Source organism: Streptosporangium sp. NPDC000509 (assembly GCF_042898365.1).
Classification (GTDB): domain Bacteria; phylum Actinomycetota; class Actinomycetes; order Streptosporangiales; family Streptosporangiaceae; genus Streptosporangium.
On sequence record NZ_JBIAYX010000019.1, the window covers coordinates 105,547 to 125,777 of the forward strand.

Consider the following 20,231-nt stretch of genomic DNA (forward strand, 5'->3'; position numbering starts at 1 on the left):
CACGGCCGTGTCATGCCGGTGAGAGCGTTCCGGCCAAAACCTTCTTGTCGATCTTTCCGACCGCGGTCAGCGGCATGACCGCGATTCCCACCACCTGGTCGGGTGCCTTGTACTGCGCCAGCCCTCGTTCTCTGAGGAAGAGGGCCAGCTCCCGCGTCCCCGGAATCGGCCCGGCACAGACCAGGAACGCCACCGACCGCTCGCCCCACTTCTCGTCGGGGACGCCCACCAGTGCCGCCTGCGTGATCAGCGGGTGGGTGAGCAGGTGCTCCTCCACCTCGGGTGCCGCGATCTTCTCACCACCGCGGTTGATCTGGTCCTTGATCCGCCCGACGACGACCAGATGGCCCGAGGGAAGCCGGCGTACGACGTCCCCGCTGCGGTAGAAGCCATCGGGGGTGAAGGCGACGCGGTTGTGCTCCTGGGCGCGGTAGTAGCCGCGCAGGGTGTAGGGGCCCCGGGTGAGCAGTTCGCCGGGAAGACCGTCGGCGACGGGCCGGTCGTCGGGGCCGACGATGAGGACTTCGTCGTCCGGGGAGATCGGGCGCCCCTGGGAGGTGCAGATGAGATCCTCTGGGTCGTCCAGCCGGGTGAGGCTGATCAATCCCTCGGCCATGCCGAAGACCTGCTGAACCGTCACGCCCAGGGCGGGGCCGAGCCTGCGGGCCACGTCGTCGGCAAGCCGCGCTCCCCCGACCTGGAACACCTTGAGGCTGCCGAGGTCCGCCGCGCCGCGGGCACCTTCCTCCATCCAGTACGGGACCAGGGGCGGGCTGAGCGAGGTGATGGTCACGCGCTCGCGCTCGATCAGCGTGAACGCGGTCTGCGGGCTCGGATCGGGCGACACGACGACGGTGCCGCCCGCGGCCAAGGTGCCCAGCACGCCGGGGCAGGCGAAGGTGAAGTTGAAGGCGATCGGCAGGACCGCGAGATAGACGGAGTGCTCGTCGAGCCCGCAGATCTCGGCGGCGGCGCGGGCGTTGTAGGCGTAGTCGTCGTGGGTGCGCGGGATGAGTTTGGGCAGGCCGGTGGTGCCGCCGGAGTGCAGCAGCAGGGCCAGGTCGGCGGCGTCGGGATCCTCCCGGCCGGTCGCCAGGGGTGCGGCCTCGGTCCTGAGGTCCTCGAAACGCGTGAAATCCCGGTGCGCGCCGGGGTCGCCGAGCACCACCACGTGACGCAGCGTGCCGCTTCCCGCCTGGTCGGTGAGGATGTGGCGCAACAGCCCGCGGTGGTCGAAGCGGGCGTGCCGGTCGGGGATGACGCAGGCCACCGCGCCCGAGATGCGAACCAGGTGGTCGATCTCGGCGCGGCGGTGGCCCGGCATGGCGTGGACGGGCACCGCGCCGAGGCGCTGAAGGGCGAACCAGAGCTGGACGAACTCCGCGCAGTTGGGCAGCTGGACCACGACACGGTCGCCCTTGCGCAAGCCCAGCCGCCGCAGTCCGCGCGCGAGCAGGTCCGCTTCGGCGTCCAGGTCGGCGTAGGTCCAGCGGCGGTCGCCGTCGACGAGCGCGGTTCGCCGCGGGTGCCGCGCGGCCCAGTCACGTAGGTGCGCGCCGAACGTCCGGCCACTCCAGTAGCCGGCGCGGCGGTAACGCTCCGCGTCGGCACGCGGCCAGACCGGATGGGCCTGGGGCTGGGTCATGGCGATCTCCTCCGTCGTCTCCCGCTGGGAGTGGCATCTGCCGCATCCGTCCGTTTAGGATGCACGGACAGAAATGATAATCATTTCTACTATATTGCTTCATCGCCACGCCCTTCACTGACGCGACGCCGCGGGCAAGCACCACGAACATCCGAGAGCCCACACCGGAGGGAAACCCACCCTTGAGTGACGAACACTCCGTCCCAGACCAGACGTCGCCCCTGCTGCAGCCGCCTTCACAAGCACCGGCGTTCGCGCCGGACGACGTGCGCGAGGTGGTCGCTCAGGCGCTGGGGATACCGGCGGACGAGATCGACCAGGAGCGTGACCTGTTCGAGCTCGGTCTCGACTCCCTCACCGTGATGAAACTCGCCGGCCAGTGGCGCCGCCACGGTGTCGCCGTCACCTTCCAAGACCTGGTCCAAGACCCGGTGCTCGGCTCCTGGAGCGCCCTGCTGGCGGAGAAGGCACGGCAGGCCCCCCTCGACATCCCCTCCCCCTTCCTCACCCCGGACCCCGGTCACGAGGAGGAGGCGCCGTTCGCGCTGGCGACGATGCAGCACGCCTACTGGATCGGCCGGCAGGACGGCCAGCCGCTGGGCGGCGTCGCCGCCCACTTCTACGTCGAACTCGACGGCGAGGAGGTGGATCCCGTACGGCTCGACCGCGCGCTGCGCGCCCTGACCGAGCGGCACGGCATGCTGCGGGCCCGCTTCGACGACGAGGGCCGCCAGCGCTACGGCGCGCCCGGCGCCGGCCTGGTCGTCCACGACCTGCGAGAACTGCCCGCCGACGAGGTCACCGACACGCTGGAGACGTTGCGCGAACGCCACACCCACGGCCACCTCGACATCGCGGCGGGCGAGGTCTTCCGGGTCTCCCTGTGCCTGCTGCCCGGTGGGCGCACCAGGCTCCAGCTCGATCTGGACATGATGGCCGGCGACGCGTTGAGCCTGCGCGTCCTGCTCACCGATCTGCGCCGGCTGTATGAGCGCCCCGATGTGTCACCGCCCGCCCTCAGCCTCGACTACGGCCGCTACCTCGCCGAACACGCCCGGCGTCGTGGCGCCGAACGCGAACGGGCCGCCCGGTGGTGGCGCGACCGGCTCCCCGACCTCCCCCGGGCGCCCCGGCTGCCCACGACGGTGGACCCGCTGAGGCCCGTGTCCGCAGCCGACCACGCACTCACCCACTCCAGGCGCCTGCACCACTGGCTGGACCCGGACGCCAAGGCCACCCTCCTGGCCCGGGCGCGGCTGCACGGCATCACCCCCGCCGCCGCCCTGGCCACCGCGTTCGCCGAGGTCATCGCCGCCTGGAGCGACACCCACCGCTTCCTGCTCAACCTTCCGCTGTTCGACCGGGAGATGATCACTCCCGATGTCGCCGGCCTCATCGGCGACTTCAGCGGCTCCGTCCTGCTCGACGCGGACATGAGCGCCCCCCTGCCCTTCGCCGAGCAGGCCCGGCGGTTGCAGGACGGCCTGCAAGCGGGAATCGCCCACGGCGCGTACGGCGGCGTCGAGGTATTGCGCGACCTCGCGCGGCTGGAAGGCGCCCCCGTCCTCGCGCCGGTCGTCTACACCAGCGCCATCGGCCTGGGCGAGATCTTCGAGCCGGACGTCCAGGCGACCTTCGGACGCCCGGTGTGGATCATCTCCCAGGGTCCCCAGGTCTTCCTGGACGCCCAGGTCACCGAACTCGACGGCGGACTCCTGCTCAACTGGGACGTCCGTGACGGGGTGCTCGCCCCCGGTGTACCGGACGCGGCCTTCGAGGCCTACCGCCGCCTGGTCACCGGCCTCCTCAGCACCTCAGAGGCCTGGCTGCTGCCCGTCGGGCCGCTGCTGGCCGCCGACCGGCTCCCGGCCCGCGCCGTCGCCGCCCTGCCCCCGTCCCCGCCCCCCGGCCACGCCCTGCACACACGCTTCTTCGCCCTCGTCGACGAGCGGCCCGACCGCCTCGCCGTCATCGCCGAGGACGGCTCCGCGCTGACCTACGCCGCCCTCGCCCTGGCGGCGCGGAAGGTGGCGGCCCTGCTGCGCCGCCACGGTGTGCGAGAGGGCGACACCGTGGCCATCACCCTGCCCAAGGGCTCCGGCCAGATCACCGCCGTCCTCGGAGTGCTCGCCGCGGGAGCCGCTTACGCGCCCGTCGGGGTGGAGCAGCCCGCCGTCCGGCGCGGCCGCATCCACGCCATGGCCGGCGCGGCCGTCGTGCTCACCGACGACGCGCACGCCCACCTGTGCGCCGACCTGTCCGGGGTGAGCGTGCTGCGCCTGGCCGACGCCGAAGGGCTGCCCCCCGGCACTGTCGCCCACCCCGGAGCCGACAGTGCCGCGTACCTGCTCTTCACCTCCGGCTCGACCGGGCTGCCCAAGGGGGTGGAGGTCTCCCACCGCGCCATCGTCAACACCGTCGACGCGATGGGCGACCAGTTCGGACTCGGTCCCGGCGACCGCACGCTGGCGATCTCCGCCCTCGACTTCGACCTCGCCACCTACGACATCTTCGCCCCGCTGTCGGTCGGCGGGCAGGTGATCGTCGTCGGCCAGGAGCATCGGCGCGACGCCCACCACTGGGCCCACCTCGTCCGCGAACACGACATCAGCATCGTCCAGTGCGTGCCTGCGCTGCTGGACCTGCTTATGGTGGCGGGCGGGGACGCCGGGCTCGGCGACGCGCTGCGCCTGGTCCTGCTCGGCGGCGACTGGGTCGGACTCGACCAGCCCGCCCGGCTGCGCGCCCTCGTCCCGGGCTGCCGTTTCGTGGCGCTGGGCGGCATGACGGAGGCCGCCGTGCACTCCACCGTCTTCGAGGTCGACGAGGTCGATCCCTCCTGGAAGTCCATCCCCTACGGCGTGCCGCTGCGTAACATGCGGGCCCGCGTCGTGGACGGGCGTGGACGCGACTGCCCCGACCAGGTGCCCGGCGAGCTGTGGATCGGCGGCCCGAGTGTTGCCACCGGATATCGCGGCGATCCTGAGCGCACCGCGTCCCGGTTCGTCGAGTACGACGGCGAGCGCTGGTACCGCAGCGGCGACCTGGCCCGCTACCGGCCGGATGGTGTTCTGGAGTTCCTCGGCCGCGCCGACCACCAGGTGAAGATCGGCGGGCACCGCATCGAACTCGGCGAGGTCGAAGCGGCCCTGGAGGAACACCCGGACGTGCTGCACGCGGTGGCCGCCGTGCTGGAGAGCCCGGTCCGCCGCCTCGCGGCGGCCGTGTCGCCCATATCGCCCGCGGGCGGCGCCCTCTTGGACCTCGACCTCCTGCGGAGCCGGGCGGCCGAACAGCTGCCCGCCTACATGCTTCCCGAGCATCTCCTGGTCATGGACACGATGCCGCTCACCTCCAACGGCAAGCTCGACCGGGCGGCCGTGCGGCACCTTTTGACGGCCTCCGCACGCGAGCGCCCCGTGGCGGCGGAACCCCCGTCCGGTCCGGTGGAGACCATGGTCGCGGACGTGTGGGCCGACCTTCTCGGGGTGGGCGAGGTGAGCCGCGGCGACGGCTTCTTCGCGCTCGGCGGCGACTCGCTCATCGCGACCCGCATGATCGGCCGGCTGCGCGCCGCCGGCGTCGGCGGGGCCCGCGTGGCCGCGCTCTTCGCCCACCCGGTCTTGCGGGAATTCTCCGCGCTGCTGACCTTGCGGCCCGAGGCCCCCGGCCAGGAAACCGCACCGGCTCCCGTCCTTGCAGCCGACCCCGGCCGCGCCCACGAGCCCTTCGCACTCACCGACGTCCAGGCCGCCTACCACACCGGACGCGATCGCGGTTTCACCCTCGGCGGCGTCGGAACCTGGCACTACAGCGAGTTCGACGGCGCCGACGTCGACCTGAGGCGGCTGGAGCGGGCCTGGCGGACCCTCATCCAGCGGCACGGCATGTTACGCGCCGTCGTGGAAAACGGCACGCAGCAGGTGCTGGAGAGCGTCGAACCGTATCGGATCGACTGCCAGGAGGTCGACGAGACCGGAACCGACCAGGCCCTGGCCGCCCTGCGCGAGCGGATGTCCCACCAGGTCCGTGACCCCGGCCGCTGGCCGCTCTTCGACCTCGCGGCGGTGCGCTACCCCGGCCCCGCCGGATCGATCCGGACCAGGCTCGCCATCGGCCTGGACTACCTCGTCCTGGACGCGTTGTCGATCACTACCCTGTACGCCGAGCTCAACGCCCTCTACGCCGACCCCGACACCTCGCTCCCGGCGATCGAGCTGTCCTTTCGCGACTACCTCACCCAGCTGCCGACCGACCCTCGCTCCACCGAACGGGCCCGCGCCCACTGGCAGGCACGGCTGGAGGAACTGCCCCCTGTCCCCGCCCTGCCCCTGGACCGTGATCCGGCACTGCTCGAGACGCCCAGGTTCACCCGCAGGCAACTGCGCCTGGACGCCGCCGCCTGGCGCGCCGTCAAGGAGCGCGCCACCCGGCACGGCCTGACGCCGTCCACCGTGCTGCTCGCCGCCTACGGGGAGGTCCTGGCGACCTGGAGCGGAACCGACGCCCTCACCCTCACCCTCACCCTCACCCTGTTCAACCGGCGCGAGGTGCACCCGCACGTCCACCGCGTCCTGGGGGACTTCACCTCCCTGTCCCTGGCCGCCTACCGCCGCTCCGGCGACGGCTGGCTGTCGGCCGCCGCCGCGCTGCAGCGGCGGCAGGCCGAGGACCTCGACCACCAGGACGTGCCGATCGCCTGGCTGCTGCGGGAGTTCGCCCGCCGCAGTGGCACCCTCGACGCCGCCGCGCCGGTGGTGTTCACCAGCGCGCTCGGCGTCGGCGACGCAGGACTGTCCGACCCGGCCTCCGGCTTCCCGCCCAAGGTGTGGGGAATCTCCCAATCCCCCCAGGTCATCCTGGACAACCAGGTCACCGAGGAATCGGGCGAGCTGGTCGTCACCTGGGACGCGGTGGAGGAACTGTTCAGCGACGGCGTGCTCGAGGCCATGTTCGACGCCCACACCCGGCTGATCCACCACCTGGCCGACGGCGACTGGAGCGCACCGATCCCGGACCTGCTGCCCGCCGCGCAGCGGCGGCGGCGCGCGCAGGTGGCGCTGGAGGAGGAGGGCGACCCCGTCACCCCCCGGCTCCTGCACGAGACCTTCTTCGAACGCGCCGCCGCCGAACCGGACCGGACGGCACTGATCACCCCTGAAGGCCGCACCACCGGCTACGGCGCGCTCGCCGACGGGGCGCTGCGCACCGCCGCCGCCTTGTGGGAGCGCGGCGTGCGGCCGGGCGACCTCGTCGCGGTCAGCCTGCCCAAGGGGCCCGAGCAGATCACGGCCGTGCTGGGTGTGCTGGCCGCCGGAGCGGCCTACGTTCCGATCGGCCTGGACCAGCCCGCCGCCCGCCGCGACCGGATACGAGCGGCCGCGCAAATCGGCCTGACCCTCGGTGAACGGCCCGGACCGCCGCGGGCCAGCGCGCCCGACGACAGCGGGGCACACCAGGTGATGTCCCTTCAAGAAGCGCTGAGCCACGAACCGCTGGAGCAGCCGCGTCACGTGCCGGTCGAGGCACTCGCCTATGTGATCTTCACGTCCGGGTCGACGGGTGAGCCCAAGGGAGTGAAGATCTCCCACGCCGCGGCCTGGAACACCGTCGCCGACATCGGGGCGCGCCACGACATCGGCCCCGGCGACCGCGTGTTCGCCCTGTCCGCACTGGACTTCGACCTGTCGGTCTACGACATCTTCGGGCTGCTGTCGGCCGGCGGATCACTGCTGCTGCCCACCGACGAGCTACGACACGAACCCCGGCGCTGGCCCGAACTCGTCCACCGTCACGAGGTGACGGTGTGGAACACCGTGCCGGCGCTCCTGGACCTCCTCCTGGACGCGGCCGAGCACGCCGTGGCCGACGGCGAAACGCTGCGCAGGCTGCGCGTCGCGCTGATCTCCGGCGACTGGATCGGCCTGGACCTGCCGGGCCGGTTGCGGGCGCTCACCGCGCGGCCCTGCCGGTTCGTCGCCATGGGCGGCGCGACCGAGGCGTCGGTGTGGTCCAACACCCTCACCGTCGAGAAGGTGGATCCCAGCTGGGCGTCCATCCCCTACGGGCGCCCGCTGACCGGGCAGCGCTACCGCGTCGTCGACGGCTTCGGCCGCGACTGCCCCGACTGGACCCCCGGCGAGCTGTGGATCGGCGGCGCGGGGCTGGCCATGGGATACCTGGGCGATCCGCACCGCACCGCGGAGAAGTTCCCCACCCACGACGGGCAGCGCTGGTACCGCACCGGCGACCTGGGCCGCTACCGCTCGGACGGGCTCCTGGAATTCCTCGGCCGCCTGGACACCCAGCTGAAGATCGCCGGACATCGCATCGAGGCCGGCGAGGTCGAGGCGACCATCGAAGCCCACCCCGGCATCTCGCGGGCCGCCGTGGTGGCCGCAGGGGAGCGCACCGCCCGGCGGCTGGTCGCCTTCGCCGTCCCCCGCGACCTGCCCGGCGGCTCCCCCACCGGGCACGACGCTCCCGGCCCGGAGATGCCAGGGCTGCTGGAGCGGCTTCATCGCTGGCTCGGTGAGCGCCTGGCCGCCTACGCCGTTCCCTCCCGGGTGCTGCTGCTTCCCGCGCTGCCGCTGACCGCCAACGGCAAGGTCGACCGCGCCGCGCTGGCCCTGCTGGCCGCCCGGGACACCTCCCCGGCCGACGCCGAACCGCCCCGAGGAGAGGTGGAGAAGGCACTGGCCGAGCTGTGGGAGGCCCAGCTGCCCGGTTCGGCACCGGACCGCAACGCCGACTTCTTCACCACCGGCGGGGACAGCCTGTCGGCGATCCGCCTGGTGTCGGCGATCGAACGCCGTTTCGGGACCGGCATCACGATCCGCACCCTCCTGGCCGCGCCGACCATCGCCGCGCTCGGCGCGAAGATCACCGCAACGGTCGCCGGCGCGACCGACATCGAAATCGGAGAACTGTGAACATCACCGAACTGCTGGCCCGATACGCACGTGACGGCGTGGTCCTGTGGGCCCAGGACGGGCAACTGCGCTTCCGGGCGCCCAAGGGCCTGCTCACCGACGAGCGACGCGCCGAGCTGCGCGCCCACAAGGACGCGATCGTGCGCCATTTGGCCGACGAGCAGAAGGGGCGCCCCCTGCACCACGACGAGGCCGGCCGCCACGCCCCCTTCCCCCTGACGGGCATCCAGGCCGCCTACCTGATCGGCCGGGCCGACGCCTACGCCTACGGCGGTGTCGCCTGCCACGCCTACGTCGAGCTGGAGTACACCGAACTCGACACCGAGCGCGTCAGCGCCGCCTGGCAGCATCTGATCGAACGGCACGACATGCTGCGCGCGGTCGTCCACACCGACGGATACCAGCAGGTGCTGCCGCAGACCCCCGAACTGCGCGTCACCGACACCGACACCGCCGGCGCGGCACAGGCCGACGCCGCCCTGAACGACGCCCGCGCCAGGATGTCCCTGCGCCGCGGGCCCACCGACCGCTGGCCGCTGTTCGACGTGCACATCACCCGGGCCCCCGGGCGGGCCGTGCTGCACCTGTCGTTCGACATGCTCACCGTCGACCACGCCAGCCTGCGCATCCTGCTGGCCGAGTTCCACCACCTGTACCGCGGCGACACCGCCCCACCGGCCCCGCTGGGCATCACCTTCCGGGACTACGTCCTGGCCCGGCGAGCCCTGACCGACACCCCCGCCTACGCCCGGGACCGGGAGTACTGGACGGCGCGGCTGCAGGAGCTGCCGCCCCCGCCCGAACTGCCGACCGCCGAATCCTGGGCCGCCACCGAAGACCCCGGTGACGGTGACGTCCGTTTCCGCCGCCTGGAGCGGTCGCTGCCGGCGCAGGCCAGGCGACGGCTGCACGAGCGCGCCGGGCGGCGTGGATTGACCCTCTCGACGCTGCTGCTCACGGCGTACGCCGAGATCGTCGGCCGCTGGTCGCGCGCCGCGCGCTTCACCCTCAACGTGCCGACCGTGGATCGCCCGGCGCTGCACGAGGACATCGGCCGCCTCGTCGGGGACTTCACCTCGGTGGAGCTGCTCGCCGTAGACCTGAGCGCGCCGGCCTCCTTCACCGAGCGGGTCCGGGAAATCGGCGCCCAGCTGCTGGAAGACCTGCAACACCCGCTGTTCACCGGCTCGGAGGTGCTGGCCGAGCTCTCGCGCCGGGCCGGCGCCCCCGTGCTGATGCCGGTCGTCTTCACCAGCGCCCTGGGCGGCGCCGGAGCAGCGGACGGCATCCCGCCGGAGGTCTCCTACGCCCTCACCCAGACCCCGCAGGTGTGGCTGGACTGCCAGGTCATGGAGCGGGGCCAGACGCTGGTCATGTCCTGGGACATCCGCGAGGGGGCCCTGCCCGACGGCGTCGCCGAGGACATGTTCGGCGCCTACCTCACGCTGGTGGAACTGCTGGCGGCCGAAGGCGACGACGCCGAGGACGCCTGGGAGCGGCCGGCCCGCGTCGAACTGCCCGCGGCGCAGGCGGCCCGCCGCATCGAGGTCAACACGACGCAGGGCCCACTGCCGGACGCACTGCTTCACGAGCCGATCCTGGCCCGCGCCCTGGCCACCCCTGAGGCGGTCGCGGTGCACTCCCCCGAACGCACCCTGACTTACCGCCAGTTGCTCGGGCGAGCCACGCAAGTGGCCGACCTGCTGGCCGGGGCCGGACTGCGCCCGGCCGAACCGGTCGCCGTCTGGATGGACAAGGGCTGGGAGCAGGTCGTCGCCGTGCTGGGCACGCTGCTGGCCGGCGGCGCCTACCTGCCCGTCGACACCGTGCAGCCCCCGGCCCGCCGCGATGCGATTCTCGCCGACGCCGCCGTCCGTACCGTGCTGACCCAGTCCTGGCTGGCGGAGATCGACGATCTGCCCGGTGAGGTGTCGGCTGTCGTGGTGGACCGGCTGCCCGAGGGAGACGCCCCCGACGCCGCCCCGGCGCGTCGCGCCGCCCCCGACGATCTGGCCTACGTCATCTACACCTCCGGCTCCACCGGCACACCCAAGGGAGTGATGATCAGCCATCGGGCCGCCCTGAACACGGTCCAGGACATCAACCACCGCTACGCCGTCACCGACGGCGACCGCGTCCTCGGCATCGCCTCGCTGGGCTTCGACCTGTCGGTCTACGACATCTTCGGCCCGCTGTCGGCGGGTGGCGTGCTGGTGCTGCCCGAGGCCGGGCGCCGCGGCGACCCCTCGCACTGGGCCGATCTCATCTCCAGCCACGGTGTCACGGTCTGGAACTCGGTGCCCGGCCAGTTGCAGATGCTCTGCGACTGGTTGCGCTCAGAACCCCCCGGCCGAGACGGCACACTGCGCCTGGCGCTGCTGTCGGGCGACTGGATCCCGGTCACCCTGCCCGACGAGGCACGAACGATCCTGCCCGGCCTGGAGGTCATCTCCCTGGGCGGCGCCACCGAGGGCTCCATCTGGTCGATCGCCCATCCCGTCGGCACGGTGGACACCGCCCGGCCCAGCATCCCCTACGGCCGTCCGCTGACCAACCAGCGTTTCGCCGTCCTCGACCACGCCCTGCAGCCCCGGCCCGACTGGGTCGCCGGTGAGCTGTACATCGGCGGAGCCGGAGTGGCCATGGGCTACTTCGGCGACCAAACCCGCACCGCGGAGCGTTTCATCACCGACCCGGCAACCGGTGAGCGGATCTACCGCACCGGCGACATGGGCCGCTACCTGCCCGATGGCGACATCGAGTTCCTCGGCCGTGAGGACGCCCAGGTGAAGATCCGCGGCTACCGAGTGGAACTCGCCGAGATCGAGGCCGCCCTGCAGGCACACCCTTCGGTCGGCGTGGGAGCCGTCCTGGTCGACGACTCCACCTCGGGCGGGCGCCGCCTGGCCGCGTTCGTCGAAACAGCGCACCATGGGTCCGGCGAACCCGCGCCCCCGGCCGCCGCCCGCGCGCGCCAGGCCGCGGCGCACGCCGTAGGCGAGGCCTCCGCGCGGATCGACACCGAACGGCTGGCCACCTTCCTCGACACACTCGACGAGGTCGCGCTCTCGGTGATGAGCCGGGTGCTCACCGACGCCGGGCTGTTCGCCGACAGCGCCGGACACAGCGCCGAGGAGATCTGCGCCGCGCTGCGCGCCACCCCGCGTCACCGCCATGTCCTGCGCCGCTGGCTGCGCGCGCTCACCAGCCAGGGCCGCCTGGGCTTCGACGAGGCCACCGCGACCTTCGGCGGACTGCGCCCGGTCTCCGCGGCGGAGCTGGAGCACGCCTGGCAGCGCGCCACCGCGCTGGAGCGGGAGGTCGGCTGGAGCAGCGCGCTGCTCGAGGTCATGCGCACCTGCGCCGACCGGCTGCCCGAACTCATCTCAGGCGACCTCGACATCCGCGCGCTGCTCTTTCCTGGGGCCGGCGTGGAGGCGGCCGACGCCGCCTACCGCGACAACCTGGCCATCCGCCACCTCAACCAGGCCCTCGTGGCCGCCGTGCGGGAGATCGCCGCCGGCCACGCGGGCGAGGAGCGGCTGCGCGTGCTGGAGGTCGGCGGCGGCGTCGGCGGCACGACCGGCGAACTGGTGCCGGCCCTCGCCGAATACGGCGTGGACTACGTGTTCAGCGACCCGTCGACGTTCTTCCTCAACGAGGCACGCGAGCGCTTCGCCGACCACCCCTGGGTGCGTCACGAACGCCTCGACGTGGACGAGGACCTGCGTGAGCAGGGATTCGTCCCCAACTCCTTCGACGTCGTGGTGTGCGCCAACACCCTGCACGCCACCTGCGACACCGAGGCCGCGCTGGCCCGGCTTCGTGAGCTGCTGGTACCCGGCGGCCACCTGATGTTCGTGGAGAACACCCGCGACGACCACTACCCGCTGCTGGTGTCCATGGAGTTCCTGGAGGTCGCCGGCCGCACCTGGACCGACCACAGGGCGCACAACGGGCAGTCCTTCCTCACCCGGCCACAATGGCTGGACCTGCTGGACCGGCACGAAGCGGTGGACGTCGTCTCGCTTCCCGAACCGGGCGACCCGCTGGCCGCCACCGGCCAGGAACTCTTCCTCGCCCGCCTGAAGGCCGACCGCGCCCACGTCACGGCGGGCGAGCTGACGCGCGGTGTGTCCACCCGGCTGCCCGAGTACATGGTTCCGTCGCTGTGGCAGATCGTCGACGCCCTGCCCCGCACGGCCAACGGCAAGACCGACCGCAACCGATTGCGCTCCTGGCTGCCCCGCGAGGGCACACAGGCGGCTCCGGCCGCCGACGAGCGGCCGATGGACGAGCTGGAAAGCAAGCTCGCCGAGCTGTGGACGCAGCTGCTGGCCGTGGAGCACGTCGGCCGCACCGACGACTTCTTCGCCCTGGGCGGAGACTCCCTGCTCGTGGCCCGCATGGTCGGCCGGCTGCGGGAGCGGATCCCCCAGGCCGCCGAACTGGAGTGGGAGGTCGTGCTGCGGCACATGCTGCGCCGCCCGACAGTGGCCGGTCTGGCCGCCTTCCTGCGCGGCCTCACCGGCGAGTCGCCGATCGACCGGCCCGACGCGCCGGTCGATCCCGTCATCCACCTGCACGGCGCCCGTTCGGCGGACGAGCCCACCACTGTCCTCGTCCACGCGGGAACCGGGACGATCATGCCGTACCGGGCGCTGGTCACCGAGATCAGGCGGCGCTCCCCCGGAGTCGCCGACGTCGTGGGCCTGGAGGTCCCCGGCCTGGAGCGCTATCTGGCCGCCCCGCCCGAAGGGCTCATCGAGCAGCTCGCGGCCGACTACGCCCGCGCGCTGACCGCGGGTGGCGAAAGGCGTTTCCACGTCGTGGGGTACTGCCTGGGCGGCCTGATCGCCACCGAGGTGGCCCGCAACCTGGCCGAGTCCGGCGCCCAGGTGGAGAGCCTGACGGTCATCAGTAGTCACAGCCCGAGGTTCCGCCTCGACGACGAACTGCTGTCGGAGTACTCCTTCGCCGTGATGATGGGCATCGACCCGGCCGACCTCGGCTTCCCCGACGACCAGTACCGGGTGGCGGCCGCCACCGACGTTGTGCTGGCCGGCAGTCCCGGCGTCCTGCCCGACGGCGGGCTCGCCGCCCTCACCGGCGAGTACGCCGACGTCGCCGCATGCTTCCGCACCCTGGCCACGGTACCCCGCGTCACGCGCATCGCCCGGATGTGCGAGGCGGTACCCGCCTCGGCCGGCAGCTACGAACCGGACCACATGACCCGGCTGTTCTCCGCCTACCGCCAGAGCGTCTTCGCCATCACCCGCTACAGCGCCGAACCCTACGCCGGCGACATCACCTTCCTGCGGCACGACGGCGCCTACCCCTTCCCCGGCAGCAAGGCCGCCGTCACCGAGTACTGGCAGGAGCTCACCCTGGGCGACCTGGAGATCATCGACATCGGCGGCGACCATTTCAGCTGCCTGTCGGCCGAGCACGCCCCCGCGGTGCTGAAGATCCTCGTCGAGCTGACCGACGGCGCGGTGACCCGATGAGCGACACGCGCGTCATCGGGGTACTGGGCGCCTCCGGCGCGGTGGGCCGGGTCGCGGTCCGCGAGCTGCGCGACCTCGGCCACGGCGCGCTGCGCCTGGGCGGGCGCCGGACGGACGCGCTGCGGGCCGTGGCCGGCCAGGAACTCGCCGGCGGCGGCGACGTCGTCCGGGCCGACGTCGACGACGCCGCGAGCCTGGCCGCCTTCGCGCGGGGATGCGACGTCGTCCTCAACTGCGTCGGCCCGACCTACCGGCTCAGGGCCACCGTGGCCTCGGCCGCGCTGGCCGCCGGAGCGCACTGCGTCGACGTGGCCGGCGACGACCCGGCCGCGGAAGACCTACTCGACGACGGCGACCCGGCCCGCGAGGGCCGGACCGTGATCCTGTCCGCGGGAGCGCTGCCCGGCCTGTCGGCCATCCTGCCGCGCTGGCTCGCCCGCCAGGATCTGGAGGAGGCATCGGCGCTGACCGCTCACTGCGGCGGCCTGGAGCCCTGCTCCCCGACCGTGGCCGTCGACCTGATGCTCTCCCTCACCGCAGGCGGCGCGAACGGCGCCGCCTACGGGGAACCGCTGGCCGCCGTCCGCGGCGGGCGCCGGGTCTCCCGGGCGCTGCGGGCCGTCGAAAACGGCGAGATCCCCGGCTTTCCCGGCCGGGTGGCCGTGCAGCCCTTCCTCAGCGGCGAGAGCGAACGTCTGGCCACGCGTCTGGGGCTGGACCGGGTGGACTGGTTCAACGTCCACCCCGGCCCGCAGGTACGTGCCCTGCTGAACCTGTTGCCGGGCCGCCTCGCCTCAGGAGCCGACCTCGACGAACTCGCCGCCCGGCTGATCCTGGCCGCCGACCTCGACCTGGCCGGGCGCGCCCCCTACTACGTGCTCGACTTCCGGCTGACCGGCACCTCGGCCGGCCGGCCCGCGTGGCGCCGGCTGACGGTACGCACCGCCAGCAGCTACCGGCTCACCGCCGCCGTCGGGGCATTGGCCGTGGACGCGATCTTGAGGACGAGCGTCCCGCCCGGCGTGCACTTCGCCTGCGACGTGCTCGACCCGGACACCGTCGCCGACCGGCTCCGCGGCGGCGGGGCCGTCGACCGGTTCGAGCTGTCCGAATCCGTCGACGAGCCGGTCGAGGAAGGCGTCCTGTGAACGAGCGAGCTCCGCTGCGGGTGGTCGTCTGCGGCACCAACTTCGGCCGCTTCTACGCCGAAGCCGTCCTGGCCCACCCCGGCTACACCCTGGCCGCGATCCTCAGCCGCGGCTCCGAGGCCTCCCGCGCCTACGCGCGAGGTCTCGGCGTCCCCCATTACACCGAGGTCGACCGACTGCCGGACGACATCGACGCGGCATGCGTCGTGGTCGGCTCATCGATATCGGGAGGAGAGGGAACCGCACTGGCCAAGGCCCTGATCAGCCGCGGCATCCATGTCATGCAGGAACACCCCGTTCATCTGGACGAGCTGACCGAGTGCCTGAAACTCGCCCACCGCCACCGCGTGCAGTACCGGCTCAACACCCACTACCCGCACGTCGAGCCGGTGCGCGCGTTCATCCAGGCCGCCCGCAGGCTCACCACCCGCCAAAAGCCGCTGTTCGTCGACGCCGCCACTCCCGTCCACCTGATGCAACCGATGGTGGACATCCTCGGACGGGCACTCGGCTCGCTGAGACCCTGGCGCCTCACCGACCCCCTGGCCCTGCCCACGCAGATCGGCACACAACCGTTCCGGCTCCTGCAGGGAGTCCTCGGCGGGGTGGCGCTGACCGTTCGGGTCCACCACCAGCTCGACCCCGCCGACCGCGACAACCACGCCCTGCACTGGCACCGAGTGTCACTCGGCACCGAGGGCGGGGTCCTCACACTGGCCGACACCCACGGACCGCTGCTGTGGAGCCCACGACTGCACGTCAACCGGGACGACGACCGCCGGTTCGTCCTCGACGGGCCGGGCACCGGCGACCTCGACCTCACGACGACCTCCGTCGTCGGCGGCACCGGGACGTTCCGCGAGGTGTTCACCCGATTGTGGCCCCAGGCCGTCGGCCACGCGCTCGACGGGCTGAAAACGGCCGTGACCGACGGCGAAGACGTCCTGCGGGCAGCACAATACGACCTGACGGTGTGCCGCATCTGGTCCGACCTGGCCGCACGGCTCGGGCCGCCGGAGATCATCCGGCCTCCCGCACCACGTCCCCTTCCGGCCGGCGAGCTGTTCCCCGCCTGGCCAGGCCCGGCCGAAGCACGAGAGGCGAGCGCCGCACCCGGCTCCCCCGCCGGCACCGGACCTGGGCCGCTTCCCCCGCCGGAGCCGTCCGGCCCACCCGGCACAGGCAGCGAGGTGGAGCTTTCCTACACGCCGTCGGCCGAGTTCTTCGACCTCATCGCCACCGAGCACACCGCCGGCGCCAGTGCCCCCGCCGTCGCGCGGGCACTGGCCGCCGCGGACCTCTCGCACGGACCGGTGCTCGACATCGGGGCCGGCACCGGCCTGCTGACCGAAACCGTCGCCCGGGCCCGGCCCGATGCGGAGATCCTCGCCTGCGAACCGGCCACCGGCATGCGGGCCGTCCTGACCAGCCGCGTCTTCAGCGACCCGTACCTGCGCCCCAGAGTGACGATCACCGCCGACGCCGCTCCGGAACTGGAACTGCCCGACCGCGTCAGCGCCGTCCTGCTGTGCGGCGTGCTCGGCCACCTGGACGCCGGGCAACGCCGGCGGCTGTGGCAGCGCCTGCTGCCGCGCCTGTCCCCGCAGGGCGTCGTCATCGTCGAGCTCATGGGGATGGAAAGGCCTCTGATCCTTCCCGAGGCTCGGATGGCCACCGCCCGCGCCGGTCGCCACCGCTACGAATGGTGGTTCTCCGGCGCCCCCGACCAGGACGATCCCGCCACGATGCGGCTGCACACCACCTGGCGGGTGTACCGCGACGACGAGGACGTCCCGCTGCGCCTGGTGCACGACTCCTACCGGTGGATTCCCTTCGGGCTGCGACAGGTGGCCGAGGAGTCCGGGCTGCACGCGCGGCTGCTGCCCACCCGGCCCGGCGCGCCGCCGCTGGCCGAACTCACCCGGCAGCCGGTCGCGGCCTCCCCTGCCCCTTCCCTTCCCTTCTTTCTCCCCTCCTCGCCAACGACGAAGGACGACCGATGAACCCGCCCACGCCTTCCAGCGTGCCCTCCCCCGCTCCCGCGCCCGCCGCGGACAAGGCCACCTCCCCCACAGCGGACGCCCCCCGCCCGCGGGACTTCCCCATCCGCCGGGGCTGCCCCTTCTCCGCCCCCGAGGAGTACACCCGCCTGCGCACCCTCGAACCCGTCGCCCGGGTCACCCTGCCCACCGGACGTGAGGCCTGGGTGGTCTCCCGCTACGAGGACGTCCGCGAACTGCTCGCCGACCCGCGGATCAGCGCCGACATTCGCCGCCCCAACTTCCCCGCCCTCGGCGAGGGCGAGCAGGAGATCGGGGCCCGGCTGCGCCCCTTCATCCGCACCGACGCCCCCGAGCACACCCGCTACCGCCGGATGCTGCTGCCGGAGTTCACCGTCCGCCGGATCCGCGCCATGCGGCCCGCCGTGCAGACCATCGTGGACGGCCTCCTGGACTCCATGCTCGCGACCCAGGCCCCTGTCGACTTCGTCCCCCTCTACGCCAACGCCGTCTCCACCTCCGTGATCTGCGAACTGCTGGGCATCCCCGCAGAGAACCTGGAGTTCTTCCGCGACGTCACCCGCATCTCCGGCTCCCGCCACAGCAGCGCCGAGCAGGTCGCCGAAGCACTGGGCGGACTGTTCGCCCTGATCTCCGACCTGGTGGCCCAGCGGCAGGAGCGGCCGGGCGACGACCTGCTGTCCAGACTCGTCGTCGACCACCTGCAGACCGGCAACATCACCCTGCCCGAACTGCTGTCCACCGTGGGCATCACCATCAACGCCGGACGCGAGACCAGCACGAACATGATCGCTCTGAGCACCCTGCTGCTCCTGCAGCGGCCCGATCTGATGGAGGAACTGCGGGCCGACCCCTCCCTGATGCCGGCCGCCGTCAACGAGTTCCTGCGGGTGATGTCGATCGCCGACTCCATCCCGCTGCGGGTCGCCGCCCAGGACATCGAGATCTCCGGCACGGTGATACCCGCCGACGACGGCGTCATCGCCCTGCTCGCCGGCGCCGACCACGACCCCGAGCAGTTCCCCGACCCCGACCAGGTCGACTTCCGGCGCCCGGACAACCACCACGTCGCCTTCGGCTACGGCGTCCACCAGTGCATCGGCCAGCACCTGGCCCGGCTGGAGCTTGAGGTGGCCCTGGAGACGCTGATCCGCCGCGTGCCGACGCTGCGCCTGGCAGCCACGGACGAGGAGATCGAATTCAAGCACGACTCGGCCACCTTCGGCATCGAGCGGCTGCCGGTGACATGGTGAGCGCCCACCCCGGCGTACCCGCCCCGTGGACAGGCACCGATTCCCACCCGGCGCCGCGGCGTCTGGGCCCGTGGATCCGGTGCTGGAGCCCGCGGCCGGCGGCCCGGCTACGGCTGATCTGCCTGCCGCACGCCGGTGGCACTGCCAGCTTCTACCGCCCCTGGGCGACCCTGCTGCCACCGGAGGTCGAGCTGTGGGGCATCCAGTACCCGGGCAGGGAGGACCGCTTCGAAGACCTTCCGGTGGACCGGATGGACGAGCTGGTCACAGCTGTCACCGACGCCTTGGCGCCGTTGCTCGACCGCCCTTATGCCCTGTTCGGTCACAGCATGGGCTCGGCCGTCGCCTGGGAGGTGGCCCACGACCTACGGCGCCGCCAGGCGCTCGGCCCGCGACGACTGTTCGTCTCCGGCCGCGAGGCCCCGGGCACCGCCACCATCGGCGACATCCACCGGCAGAGCGACGACGTGCTGTCCCGGGAACTGCGACGGCTCGGCGGCACCAGCGACGAGGTACTCACCGATCCCGATCTGCGCCCGGTGGTGCTCGGCTGCGTGCGCAACGACTACCGCCTCATAGAGACCTACCACCCGACCCCCCACCCCCCGCTGCGCTGCCCGATCGAGGTGTTCACCGGCGCGGCCGACCCGGAGCTGACCCCGCGCAGCAGTCGCGACCGAGCCGGCGGATGGGCGGATCTCACCACCGCCCGCACCGAGGTCCACACCTTCCCCGGCGACCACTTCTACCTCGCTCCACGACGCCAGGAGGTCGTCACGGCGGTGCTTCGCCGTCTGGACCCCTCACTGGCCATGGGCGCTCACCGGTGGCCCAGCACCCCCTGACCATCCGGCCGCGCCCGCCCGACCAGGAGAACCCCATGATCGACTACTACTCGCCCTCGGCCGAGTTCTACGAGATGGTCGCCACCCGCCACACCGCCAGCAGCGGACCACCGCTCACCCGTGTCCTGGCCGGCGTCGACGTCTCCTGCGGCCCCGTGCTGGAGATCGGCGCCGGCACCGGCCGGATCACCGAGGTCATCGCCGCCGCGCTGCCGCAAGCGGAGATCATCGCCGCTGAGCCCTCCGCCACCATGCGGGCCGTCCTCACCTCCCGGATCGCCCGGGAGGCCGACCTGCGCCGCCGCGTCACCGTCGTCGACGGCTCGGCACAAGACCTCCAACTCCCCGAACGGCTCTCCGCGGTAGTGATCTTCGGTGTGGCCGGACATCTCACCGCCCCCGAACGTGGCGCCCTGTGGCGCAGGCTGCGCGACCGGCTGCCCGACGGCGGTCTCATCATCGTTGAGCTGATGGGGGTCTCCGCCCCACGCGTCATCCCACCGGTGATGTCCCTTCGGGAAACCATCGGCCGCCAGACCTACGAGTGGTGGATCGGCGGCGAGCCCGCCCAGGGCGACGCCATGCGATTCACCACCACCTGGAAGGTCCTGCGAGACGGCCGCACCGTCCGCGAGATCACCGACAGCTACGACTGGCACACCTTCGACGTCGCCCGGCTCGCCCGCGAAGCGGGCATGACGAGCCGCCGCATCACCGAGGCCGGCGGCCAGGCCATCCCTGAAATCGGAGTCCTCGTCAAATGACCCCACCCACCTCACGCCGAGACCCGCAGCGGCCCGGCGCGTCCGCGGCCTCCGGAACGTCCGGCCTGCACAGTGTCCCTGACGTCCCTGACGTCCCTGACGATCCCGGTGCCCCC

8 protein-coding genes are annotated in these 20,231 nt (G+C 72.5%); 7 read left to right on the top strand and 1 reads right to left on the bottom strand.

What is annotated here, in order from left to right; all coding sequences use genetic code 11:
- Positions 1-10: 10 nt before the first annotated feature.
- The gene (locus ACFY3D_RS31365) at positions 11-1,645 is read right to left on the bottom strand and encodes a (2,3-dihydroxybenzoyl)adenylate synthase (RefSeq protein WP_389986036.1); all 1,635 of its coding nucleotides are present in this window, start codon (positions 1,643-1,645) and stop codon (positions 11-13) included.
- Positions 1,646-1,827: 182 nt separating this feature from the next.
- On the opposite strand from ACFY3D_RS31365, the gene ACFY3D_RS31370 reads away from it, so the two are divergent.
- Genes ACFY3D_RS31370 through ACFY3D_RS31400 form a run of 7 tightly spaced genes read left to right on the top strand, consistent with a single transcriptional unit; the run spans position 1,828 to position 20,115 of the window.
- A complete protein-coding gene (locus ACFY3D_RS31370) occupies positions 1,828-8,577 on the top strand; it encodes an amino acid adenylation domain-containing protein (RefSeq protein WP_389986039.1) in 6,750 nt (2,249 codons plus the stop codon).
- Positions 8,574-14,084: an amino acid adenylation domain-containing protein gene (locus tag ACFY3D_RS31375; RefSeq protein WP_389986043.1), complete on the top strand. Its 5,511-nt coding sequence runs from the start codon at positions 8,574-8,576 to the stop codon at positions 14,082-14,084. The genes ACFY3D_RS31370 and ACFY3D_RS31375 overlap by 4 nt, the downstream gene beginning before the upstream one ends.
- Complete coding sequence (locus ACFY3D_RS31380) at positions 14,081-15,232, top strand: saccharopine dehydrogenase NADP-binding domain-containing protein (protein WP_389986046.1); 1,152 nt, start codon at positions 14,081-14,083, stop codon at positions 15,230-15,232. Before ACFY3D_RS31375 ends, ACFY3D_RS31380 begins: the two co-directional genes overlap by 4 nt.
- Entirely contained in the window at positions 15,229-17,235 is a 2,007-nt protein-coding gene (locus ACFY3D_RS31385) for a Gfo/Idh/MocA family oxidoreductase (protein WP_389986049.1), read from the top strand. Before ACFY3D_RS31380 ends, ACFY3D_RS31385 begins: the two co-directional genes overlap by 4 nt.
- Positions 17,232-18,506 (top strand): cytochrome P450, encoded by a 1,275-nt coding sequence (locus tag ACFY3D_RS31390; RefSeq protein WP_389986052.1) that lies wholly within the window; start codon positions 17,232-17,234, stop codon positions 18,504-18,506. The genes ACFY3D_RS31385 and ACFY3D_RS31390 overlap by 4 nt, the downstream gene beginning before the upstream one ends.
- Positions 18,500-19,351, top strand: a complete 852-nt coding sequence (locus ACFY3D_RS31395) for a thioesterase II family protein (RefSeq protein WP_389986055.1) — start codon at positions 18,500-18,502, stop codon at positions 19,349-19,351. Before ACFY3D_RS31390 ends, ACFY3D_RS31395 begins: the two co-directional genes overlap by 7 nt.
- Positions 19,333-20,115 (top strand): class I SAM-dependent methyltransferase, encoded by a 783-nt coding sequence (locus ACFY3D_RS31400; protein WP_389986058.1) that lies wholly within the window; start codon positions 19,333-19,335, stop codon positions 20,113-20,115. The genes ACFY3D_RS31395 and ACFY3D_RS31400 overlap by 19 nt, the downstream gene beginning before the upstream one ends.
- The last annotated feature ends 116 nt before the right edge of the window (positions 20,116-20,231 follow it).